This window comes from Fulvivirga ligni (genome assembly GCF_021389935.1).
Classification (GTDB): Bacteria; Bacteroidota; Bacteroidia; order Cytophagales; family Cyclobacteriaceae; genus Fulvivirga; species Fulvivirga ligni.
The window spans coordinates 399,043-410,000 of record NZ_CP089979.1 but is presented as its reverse complement, the minus strand read 5'-3'; the positions used below and the strand labels follow the sequence as shown (position 1 = coordinate 410,000).

Here is a 10,958-nt window from a genome sequence, read left to right as displayed (position 1 = left end):
TGAGAAATAGCTCGTACTCCCCGAAATGCTTTTAGGAGCAGCGTGGAGGTTTATTCTAATAGAGGTAGAGCTACCAATAGGACTAGGGGGAGTCACATCCTACCAAATCCTGATGAACTCCGAATGCTATTAGATTTACTCTGCAGTGAGGGCAAGGGTGCTAAGGTCCTTGTCCGAAAGGGAAAGAACCCGGATCAACAGCTAAGGTCCCAAAATGTATACTAAGTTGAACTAAGGTCGTTCAGTTGCCGAGACAGCCAGGATGTTGGCTTGGAAGCAGCCATTCATTTAAAGAGTGCGTAACAGCTCACTGGTCGAGCGACAGAGCATCGATGATAATCGGGCATAAAGTATACTACCGAAGCTTTGGATTTGTCCTTATGGACAAGTGGTAGGGGAGCATTCCATCAGCGGCGAAGGTGTGGCGTAAGCCATGTTGGAGCGGATGGAAAAGCAAATGTAGGCATAAGTAACGATAAGGCGGGTGAGAAACCCGCCCACCGATAGACTAAGGTTTCCTGATCAACGCTAATCGGATCAGGGTTAGTCGGGACCTAAGGCGAACCCGAAGGGGGTAGTCGATGGACCATGGGTTAATATTCCCATACTACCGTTAACAGTGATGGAGTGACGGAGTAGTGAAAGGCTCGCGTACTGACGGAATAGTACGTTAAAGGGTGTAGGTATTGACGATATAGGCAAATCCGTATTGTTAGCTGAACCTGATAGTACCACAATCCTTCGGGAGCGTGGATAGTAGCCCTAATCAGACTTCCAAGAAAAACTTCTAAACTTATGTTAATGGTACCCGTACCGCAAACCGACACAGGTAGTCAAGGAGAGAATCCTGAGGTGCTCGAGTGATTCGTGGCTAAGGAACTAGGCAAAATGGCCCTGTAACTTCGGGAGAAGGGGCGCCTCCTCTGTTTCGGCAGAGAGGCCGCAGTGAAAAGATCCAGGCGACTGTTTAGCAAAAACACATGGCTATGCGAAATCGAAAGATGATGTATATGGCCTGACACCTGCCCGGTGCTGGAAGGTTAAGGGGGGATGTTATCCTTCGGGAGAAGCATTGAACTGAAGCCCCAGTAAACGGCGGCCGTAACTATAACGGTCCTAAGGTAGCGAAATTCCTTGTCGGGTAAGTTCCGACCTGCACGAATGGTGCAACGATCTGGATACTGTCTCGGCCACGAGCTCGGTGAAATTGTAGTAGCGGTGAAGATGCCGCTTACCCGCAACGGGACGGAAAGACCCCATGAACCTTTACTATAGCTTAACATTGACATTGTGTAAATGATGTGTAGGATAGGTGGGAGACTTTGAAGCTGTGTCGCCAGGCATGGTGGAGTCATTGTTGAAATACCACCCTTTATTTACGTGATGCCTAATCTGTTTACAGAGACAGTGTTTGGTGGGTAGTTTGACTGGGGTGGTCGCCTCCAAAAGAGTAACGGAGGCTTTCAAAGGTTCCCTCAGCACGCTTGGTAACCGTGCGAAGAGCGCAATAGCATAAGGGAGCTTGACTGTGAGACCAACAAGTCGATCAGGGTCGAAAGACGGATATAGTGATCCGGTGGTTCCGTATGGAAGGGCCATCGCTCAAAGGATAAAAGGTACTCTGGGGATAACAGGCTGATCTCCCCCAAGAGCTCACATCGACGGGGAGGTTTGGCACCTCGATGTCGGCTCGTCACATCCTGGGGCTGGAGAAGGTCCCAAGGGTTGGGCTGTTCGCCCATTAAAGTGGCACGCGAGCTGGGTTCAGAACGTCGTGAGACAGTTCGGTCCCTATCTGTTGTGGGCGTAAGAAATTTGCGAGGATCTGTCCTTAGTACGAGAGGACCGGGATGGACTAACCTCTGGTGTACCGGTTGTGGTGTCAGCTGCATTGCCGGGTAGCTATGTTGGGAAGGGATAAGCGCTGAAAGCATCTAAGCGCGAAACCCACCTCAAGATGAGATTTCTTTATAAGGGACGTTAGAGACGATAACGTTGATAGGCTGCAGGTGTAAAGACAGGAATGTCAAAGCTGAGCAGTACTAATTACCCGTAAACTTTCTCTAGGGCCATTGGCCTTACCGAACAAGTTCGAGTTCTTAATTCTTTCATAATACTGTCAAAAATATTTAAGATTTTATGGTGACTCTAGCGTAGGTGTCCACCTCTTTCCATTCCGAACAGAGAAGTTAAGCCCTACAGCGCCAATGGTACTGCAATAACATGTGGGAGAGTAGGTCGTTGCCAGTTTTTATCAAAACCCTTACTAGCTTTAGTAAGGGTTTTTTTGTTTATACTCTTCAGATATTATAGTGCATTCATATCTGTTCCTTTCTTAAAAGATAACTATAGGATAATATCTACCCTAAGATTTAATTTATAGGATCGTCAAAGAGTGCCCATAAGCTTTACGGGCATAACGTTATATAGTAAATATATTGGGGTCAGACTGTGGCCCAAGGTAGTATATAGATTTTACGTTCTGACCTAGTTAGATGTATTATCTTTAAGTTTTAGCCAACCGAGACGGTGGTCATATCACTTTCATCAAAATATTGATTGTAGGTTTCTTTTAGATCTTCTAGAGTAATACTCTGAATGGTTGATATATGGTTCTCATAGAAGTCATAATCTAGACCATACATATGAATGTTCTTAAATTTACTAATTAATGAAAATGGAGTAGTAATACCAGATTGAAATGAGCCGATTAGATGTTGCTTAACCGTATCTAGCTCATCTAATGTGATTAGATTATTTTTCAGGTCCAGTATCTCTTTGTTGATTTGATATAAGGAGTCTTCTACTGATTCTTTGATAACATCGGAGGCTATGATTAGATAGCTATCATACTGCAAGTTGACCAAGCTGGAATAGATACCATAAGTATAACCTTTGTCCTCTCTAATGTTCTTCATTAATCGTGAACCGAAATAGCCGCCCAGAATATGGTTAGCTATATATACCTTATGATAATCTGGGTTTGTTTTTGGAATGAATCTTTTACCAACACGTATAGATGTCTGAACTGAACTGTCAATTGCGTTGCTATACGTTTTGGTAGATTGAATTTTAAAGTCCTTAAAGGGTTTGAAATCAGCTATGCTATTTTGATAATCCTTGAATGTTGATTCCAAAACTGGCAGGAGTCCCGCCACATCACCTGACATTAGAAGCTCAAAATTCTGAAGATTGAGCTGATAGAATTCTTTAATATCCTGTATGGTGACATTCTCTAGATCCTCAATAGTAATGAGCTTACCGTATGGGTTATCATTACCATAAAGCGAATTTCTAAAGTGCTTACTGGCCTGAACATTGTTTTTCTTCTGTTGTGTCTTCAGATTTTGAATGTGAAGGCGTTTTAACGAATCAAATTCATTCTCAGGAAAAACCGGTGACATCAATATCTCCTTAAGATAAGGTAAGAGTTGATGTATATGCTTGGATAAACAAAGAAGGCCAATAGAAGGAGCGTCGAAGGATGGATTGACCTGTAGTTGTGCTCCATAATAGGCAAGGGCATTAGCTATTTCTCTACTGTTATAGCTAAGTGTTCCTTCTTTTAAAAAATAGAGACAGAGCATGGAAGTTCCAGGCTTTATCTCGTAATAATTACCACCTGTTGGAAATAAAACTTCAAGTTTAACAACAGGTTGGGTTGATGAATTTATGCTATAAATATGAAGTCCATTGTTAAAAACAATGGACTCTACTTCTTTAACCTTTACTGCAGATAGTTTCTGCAATAAAGGAGCTTGATGTCTGTTTAACAAATTAATATCTTTTAGCCTCTATCCGCGTCTGCTTGATCAAAGTTAAATAATAGCGTGAATCTTAATGTTTCAGCTAATGGATGTTCTTGTTGTTGAGGTACCAGGTAAGCAAAATCAATTCCGAATACCTGATATCTAAAACCTAATCCAATAGTTAAATATTTTCTATTTCCTTTTTCTTTGGCTTCGTAGAAATATCCTGCTCTGGCTGCGAATGTTTTGTTATACCAATATTCGGCTCCAGCAGATAGTGTCACCTCCTGTATCTCTTCGCTGAAGCCACCAGGAGCATCACCGAATGAACCAAAAATTCCACTTAATAATGTTTTATCTCTGTCACTACCATCTGGCTGAGGACTTGGAACAAGAAGCTTATTAAAGTCAAGACCAAAGGTAAGCGTGTTATATGGATCCAGATTCGTAGTGAATGCTCCTCCTAACCTTAAGTTGGTAGGGATGAAGTCCTTATTATCTTCGTCTGAATAAGTGATTTTTGACCCGATATTTGATATTACCGCGGCTAATGAAAGGCTATTATTGCTTCCACTTGAGATAAGATCTTTATTGTAATAAACAGCAATATCTGCGGCAACACTAGTTCCTGGCTGTGCATCTGCACTACCTGTGGTATAACTACCAGTTAGATTAGAGTGAATGAACTTACCAACCACCCCGATACTTAAATTTTGAGTCAGCAATCTTGAATATGTTGCATCGACAGCAAACTCTTTAGGTTTGAAGTCTCCAACGTCAGTACCACTATCATCTGTGAAGTAAATTTGTCCCAGATTAAAATATTTTAAGGATAGGCCCACGGCTTGATCATCAGCAAACTTATAATATCCCGATAAGTAGGATATAGACATATCATTAATGATTTTACCTAACCATGGAGTGTAGGATAAAGCAAAACCAATGTCATTCTCAATGAACACTAATTTTGCAGGGTTCCAATAAGCTGAATTGGCATCTGCTGAAGTTGCAGCTCCAACATCTCCCATACCACCAGCACGAGCGTCTGGGGTGATAGTCATGAACGGAACAGCAGTATTTATAACTTTTCTAGTAGTATCAGATCCGGTTAGGGTCCCAGGGTTAGTAACAGGGCCTTGGGCCTTAGTTATGCTAAAAATCATGCAGCAAAGCGCAGCTAATACTGATGACTTTAAGACTTGCGTTGATGTATACTTCATAATATGACGATATTAACAAATATAGTTAATTAATGAGAATAAGTTTTTGGTATGTATGATTTTTGGCCCCATCTAACAGTGAACGAACAGTGAGCTTATAGATGTATAATCCTTCCAGAATTTTTTCTCCAAATGTGTTATTTCCGTCCCATTGGTAGAGTGTTACGTTACCTGGAGCGTCTGAGATATTGAAGAATTGTTTTATTATGCCCTGGCCTTGTCTGTTTAAAATTTCAAGTTCTACCTCTAAATCTTCACCAACGCGATTATGCTCGAAGGAAAAGGTGGTGAAAGTCTGGAAAGGATTTGGAGAATTTTTCAGAGCTTTCAGTATCAGGGTGCCTTCTTCATTTACCGTAAAATCGATAGTTTTCTGATTGCTGTTATTATGGGTATCCCATGCCTTAAGAGTAAGGGTGTGTTTACCCGGGGTTAGGTTGATCATAGGGTATGATAACCACCCAGTTTGGTAAGTGTTTGGAGAAGCCATGTAATATTTATTCAAAATGATGGCATTTCCACCATCTAAAGTGGCGGTTATACTATTCTCTGCATTGTAGCCTGAAACATTAATTCCACTTTCATCACTTAGTTTCACTAGTAGTAATGTATTGGTGTTAACTGCGAGGTCTGACGTGTAGGTGCTATCTCCAAAATAAAGTTCTATTTCTGGCCCTTCCGTATCCGTAGTAATTACATCAGCTGATCCTCCTACTATAATATCTAGATCTCCACCTCCTGCATCTTTTTCGTAGCTGTCACTAACTGCATATAGACTGATTTTCCCGGTCTCTAATTGGTAAGAAATGCTTTTGGGAACGATGAACTCGGCTCTGAACCTTCCTTCGGAAGCTGTTGACTGACCCTGGAAAATGGCATTTTCCCTAGACTTGTAATTAAAAGGGCTACTTTCATTGCCCAGGGTCGTTAGAGTAGCTTCTTTATCAAGAACATTGATGAAGACATTTCCTGAAAATTCTGGGTCTTCCTGGCCCGTTTCGTCTAACACTGATCCGCTAATGTTTACCTTTTCGAGTGCATTCAATGTGTCTAGTACATCAGTACCATTTATGGAGGTGATGATGATGTCTTTTTGTGGGTAGTTCAATTTTAGTGAGGGATCTCCCAAGAGCACGAAGTTTCGGTTACCGATCTTATTGGCATCCACAGCCTCATCTGCACTTTCGTTTTTTGTTATCCGAATGATATCTCCTAACCGCGGATATTTACCCTCTTGCTTTTCGAAAACCGCATTATAGAAGGCCTTATTAAGCTCAAAGTTAGACGATGCATATACTGGTCGGCACGTGCTAATACTTGCAATGCCTCCTCTTCCTTCTGTAAGTAGAATTGTTTCTCCGCCGGATTTAATGGCACTCAGATCGTCATGACGACCAAATTCACATGTGGCGGTTACAAAAAGAGGTAATCTGTTTTTATTGGTCCAATTTTCAATTTGCGGGTTATACAAGATGTTTTCCTGGGCCCATGAGTTAGTTCCACCATGGCCGGTATAATTCATTATAAGTACTCCGCTCTTCACTGTTTCATCTATTGCTTTAATCATATCTGGAGAATTTCGTTCGGTTTGCGAAGAATTCTGCTGGTATGAATCGAGAAAAACTTTTACATAGTTGAATTTACTGTATGTAGTGTCCATAAAAGTGGCCAGGTCATTACTCTGACGAACATGGAGATTGTTGTCTCCATCATCAGCTACAAAGGCAACCTTATTTCTCCAGCTACCGAGAGTTTTATCAGATGAATAACTGATGATTTTATCAATAACATGTTTGGCTTCTTCAGGTGTTGTTGCTGGGATTCGTCCTATTCCAACCTCCATAGTGTGATTGCCTCCAGCTACTTCTGCCCACTCGCCTTCATCATCTTCCAGAAAACCATAAAAGTCATCGGAACAATAGGTCTGTAGGGGATAAAGCGAATTCCTTGACTCGTAGACTGGAACAAAATTCACGTTTCTATCATTGGTGTCCTTGTAATCATAAGTGCCCTTGCCTAGAAGAAGGACATATTTTAAGCCTTGATTTTTGTCATATAGATGCTTTATGAAATCTCTTATAGCGGAGACGTCTTGTTTTCCACTGCTAAACTCATTATAGATTTTTTCCAGCTCAACAACCGTGGTAGATAATTTATCCTGGGAGCTTCTGTGAGCCGCCAGTCTCATGGCCTGGCTCTTGAAATCGGAGTGAGTTATGATTAAAAAATCGGGGGTATTGAGAGCATGTAAATTTTGATTTTCCACTTTACTAACAAAGTTTGGAGCATCCAGGTTGGCAGGGTTGAATACCACGTATTCTTCAAACATGTTGTTAGTGCTTCCAAAAATAGCTTTGCCGTTGTTCAGTGAGTATTTCTGATTGCTGGCACTGTACGGTGATGAGACATTCAATATTAATGTCTGTTCTGAGCACCCGCTGACTTCAAAAGTGTTGCTTTCATTCTCAATGCTGCTTATAGATCTAAACAGCACTGGCTTTTCATTTAATACCAAGGCCCTTTTAAATTGAATATAAAATTCTTTGAGGTAGCCGTGAGCTCGCCCTGAGCTGTTTTCGTTGTATTGGTATTTAATATTTAAACTGCTTCCATTGATATGGGAAGCATCAATTGTATAAGTAGAGTAGTCTTCATTTCCCTTAACGGAATACCTATTAGGATTTCCTGTACTTGGAGTAAGAAAATTTGGAACGGGTGGCACTGTCTGTTTTCCAATTTCGGCTCCATTAGCAGAAATAGTAAAGCTGCTTTCTGCAAAAGATTGAACCATCACCGCAGAGGTCAGATAGGCAGGTGTCGTAGTTTTAAGCCCTGGAATATTATAGTTAAAGGTCTCAGATCGAATTTGTTTGTACCAATCTCGACCAGAGGATAGTAAGTTTGTTTTTTCCTCTTTATAATAAATGAAATCATCAAACTCTGTGATTTTACTGAAGTTATTACCTTCATTTTCAGCTGGAATTAGTCTTTTACCATTCTCAGATTTAATGGTGAGGTAATAGTAATTATGAGAAGAGTAAATATTCCGTGTATAGCTCAGCCCTTCGGATGAATAGGAAAAGGCATCGGGACCCTCTGCATAGAATATGATATAGTCATCAGAATTGAACTTTCCATCATTCTCTCCCTTTACCAGGATGCGATTCTCAACTAAATCAATTGGTCGCTCCGTACTGTTTTTCTGAGGGAGCATGCCTGCGCCATTGCCATAGATTGCTATTTTTTTAGGATCAATGGCATCCGGGTTAATGCCAATATCTTTTAGCTGATTATAGGTGATTTTATAAACTCCGTGTTGATCAATTTGAAATTTATACCAATCTCCTTTCTCTAAAACCGATGATTGTGCAAAGCAAAAGCTGTAAAAGCCAAAAAAAACTATGCTTAACGCATGAATATACTTCAACATGAAAAGGGCTGAATAATTTATCTTAACTCAACAAGATAATAAAATTAAACGTTTCCCGCTTAAACCTCTTTGTTACCCTGGAGTACGTTTTTGATTATAGACAATACAATATATATTACAATAATAAACGGTATTGCATAGAATTGAAATAAAACTATGCCTAACACACTTACTATAACTAGCAGAAACTGGAAAATATTGTCTTTTAGCTTCATAGACTTGAGTTTTAATGAAAATAACTCAATGGGGGCTACTAAAAGGAATGAAAACAATACCGTAATTACCAATAACACAGGTAGTGTAATAAAGTCTCTATAATCTGAGCTAACAAAAAAGGCTAGTGAAGAAATGAAAAGGGCGTTTGCAGGGGTAGGTAAACCTATGAAAACAGATGTTTGTCTATCATCAATATTAAATTTTGCTAACCTCAAAGCCGAAAATATTGCAATAATAAACGCCAGGTAAGGTAAGGCGAAATGCGGATCTTGTGCATCTATCAGGTAGTACATGATGGTGGCAGGAAGTACACCAAATGTGACCATATCAGCTAGTGAATCCAGCTCTTTACCAATGGGTGAGCTTACTTTTAATAGCCGTGCTACAAAACCATCAAGAAAATCAAATACAAGTGCTACCCAAATTAGATAGGTGGCGAAAACTATTTCTCCATTAGTAGCTTTAATGATACCAACGCATCCACACGCTAGATTGCTGGCAGTAAGTGTATTTGGAATATGTTTTTTAATATTCAATGTTCTAATTATTTAACGGCACAAAATGGATTGCTTTTTTTCTCTATTTCAATTGAAGTAGTTGGCCCATGACCTGGATACACGGTAAAATTATCATCAAGAGTAAATAGCTTCTGATGAATACTCTGAATTAAAGTTTCAAAATCTCCACCAGGAAGGTCGGTTCTGCCAATACTGCCTTGAAAAAGAACGTCACCACTTAGACAAATATGTTGGTCGTGATTAATGAATGCTATATGGCCTGGCGCATGACCCGGAACAAAGAGTACATCAAATTTATAGTTACCTATGTTCACCGAATCACCTTCTTCTAAATACTGATCTGCTTCTGTGCTTTCATAATGATTGAAACCGTAGGGAGGAGCATATGTCACTACCGCTCTTAAAGTAGGATCATCCTGCTTGTGAATGTAAAGATCCACATGGTAAGTATCCTTCACATATTTGTTGCCCAAAACATGATCAATATGGCAGTGTGTATTGAGTAGCTTTGATACCTTAAGATTGTTTTCTGTGATGAAATCTGATAATTCCTTTCTTTCGTAGTCTTCATAACATCCGGGGTCCACAATTGCACACTCCTTAGTTTCATCATCATAAACCACGTAGGTGTTTTCCATAAATGGATTAAACACGAAAGCCTTTATCTGTATCATATTATACTTAAGTTTGTCAGGTCAAATTTGTTTCAAAGATTTCAAAATTAAACCATTTATCTAAATCATAGGTCCAATGGCTAAAATATATGACTACGTGCTGGTAGGGCAAGGATTGGCAGGCTCCGCGCTAGCTTATCACTTGATAGAAAGAGGTAAGAGTGTAATGGTTATTGATAATAATGCCAAGATTACCTCGTCTAAAATAGCTGCCGGACTGTTTAACCCTATTACCGGCAGAAAAATGGTTAAGACGTGGAAGGCGGATGTTCTGTTTCCGTACTTGAAGGAATATTATACCTCATTGGAGGAGAAATTAGATGCTCAATTTTTGTATCATATGTCCATTTACAGGCCCTTTATATCACTAGAAGAGCAAAATGAATGGATGGGTAAAAGTGCTTCGGATGAGTATAGCCATTTTATAGTTAAAGTACACCAGAAGCAACTTTATGATTTCAGTAAGGACATCTATGGAGGGGTAGAACTGGGATTTTCCGGCTATTTAGATATTCCTAACTATTTAAATGCAGTTAAAAACCTACTGATAAGCACAGATTCTTTTTGGGAGCATGATTTTGAACCTGCAAAGGTGAAGTTAGAACCTGATCATGTTACTTACGAGGATATAATGGTTAAAAAGCTGATCTTTTGTGATGGTCTTAAGTCTACACAGAATCCTTATTTCTCATGGCTTCCATTCCGCCCTGTGAAAGGAGAAATTATTCAAATGTCTTCCAATTTGGAGTTAAATCACATCCTTAATCGCGGCGTTTTCGTAATTAAAAAAGGTGAAAGTTTCTATGAGGTAGGTTCTAATTATAATAACAAGCAACTTGACCTTGAGCCCACTACTGAGGCCAGGGAGGAAATACTTGGAAAGTTGACCGATCTAGCTGATTTTGAGTATGATATAATACATCAAAAGGCAGGAATACGGCCGGCCACATTAGACAGAAGACCGTTTATAGGAACACATCCGGAATTTGAAACTATTGGTATATTTAATGGGTTAGGTACTAAAGGAGTATCCCTATCTCCATATTTTGCGAAACATTACGTTGATTATTTAGAGGGGGAACAAGAACTTATTCCTGAGGTAAATATTAGTCGCTATTTTTCGTTATATTAGAATCCTTGTCGATTTTCAT

General features: G+C 39.9%; 6 protein-coding genes and 2 rRNA genes (1 of these 8 running past the window's edge). 3 read left to right on the top strand and 5 right to left on the bottom strand.

Going from position 1 to position 10,958, the window contains the following annotated elements; translation table 11 throughout:
- Both LVD16_RS01825 and rrf read left to right on the top strand, forming a co-directional pair.
- A 23S ribosomal RNA gene (locus tag LVD16_RS01825) occupies positions 1-2,066 on the top strand; it begins 821 nt to the left of the window's first position.
- Between the two features lie 72 nt (positions 2,067-2,138).
- A 5S ribosomal RNA gene (gene rrf / locus LVD16_RS01820) occupies positions 2,139-2,250 on the top strand.
- Positions 2,251-2,513: 263 nt separating this feature from the next.
- On the opposite strand, the gene LVD16_RS01815 is transcribed toward rrf, so the two are convergent.
- Genes LVD16_RS01815 through LVD16_RS01795 form a run of 5 tightly spaced genes read right to left on the bottom strand, consistent with a single transcriptional unit; the run spans position 2,514 to position 9,807 of the window.
- Positions 2,514-3,776 (bottom strand): M16 family metallopeptidase, encoded by a 1,263-nt coding sequence (locus LVD16_RS01815; RefSeq protein WP_233771878.1) that lies wholly within the window; start codon positions 3,774-3,776, stop codon positions 2,514-2,516.
- A gap of 11 nt (positions 3,777-3,787) precedes the next feature.
- Positions 3,788-4,969 carry a type IX secretion system outer membrane channel protein PorV gene (gene porV / locus LVD16_RS01810; RefSeq protein ID WP_233771877.1) on the bottom strand — a complete coding sequence of 394 codons (1,182 nt, stop codon included), beginning with the start codon at positions 4,967-4,969 and terminating at the stop codon, positions 3,788-3,790.
- Between the two features lie 25 nt (positions 4,970-4,994).
- On the bottom strand, positions 4,995-8,399 hold the full coding sequence (porU, locus tag LVD16_RS01805) for a type IX secretion system sortase PorU (RefSeq protein WP_233771876.1): 3,405 nt from the start codon (positions 8,397-8,399) through the stop codon (positions 4,995-4,997).
- Between the two features lie 59 nt (positions 8,400-8,458).
- Positions 8,459-9,151, bottom strand: coding sequence for a CDP-diacylglycerol--serine O-phosphatidyltransferase (pssA, locus tag LVD16_RS01800; protein ID WP_233771875.1), 693 nt, complete (start codon positions 9,149-9,151; stop codon positions 8,459-8,461).
- An 8-nt stretch (positions 9,152-9,159) separates the two neighbouring features.
- Complete coding sequence (locus LVD16_RS01795; protein ID WP_233771874.1) at positions 9,160-9,807, bottom strand: MBL fold metallo-hydrolase; 648 nt, start codon at positions 9,805-9,807, stop codon at positions 9,160-9,162.
- Positions 9,808-9,883: 76 nt separating this feature from the next.
- Between LVD16_RS01795 and LVD16_RS01790 the strand changes: the two genes are divergently transcribed.
- Entirely contained in the window at positions 9,884-10,939 is a 1,056-nt protein-coding gene (locus LVD16_RS01790) for an NAD(P)/FAD-dependent oxidoreductase (protein WP_233771873.1), read from the top strand.
- The last annotated feature ends 19 nt before the right edge of the window (positions 10,940-10,958 follow it).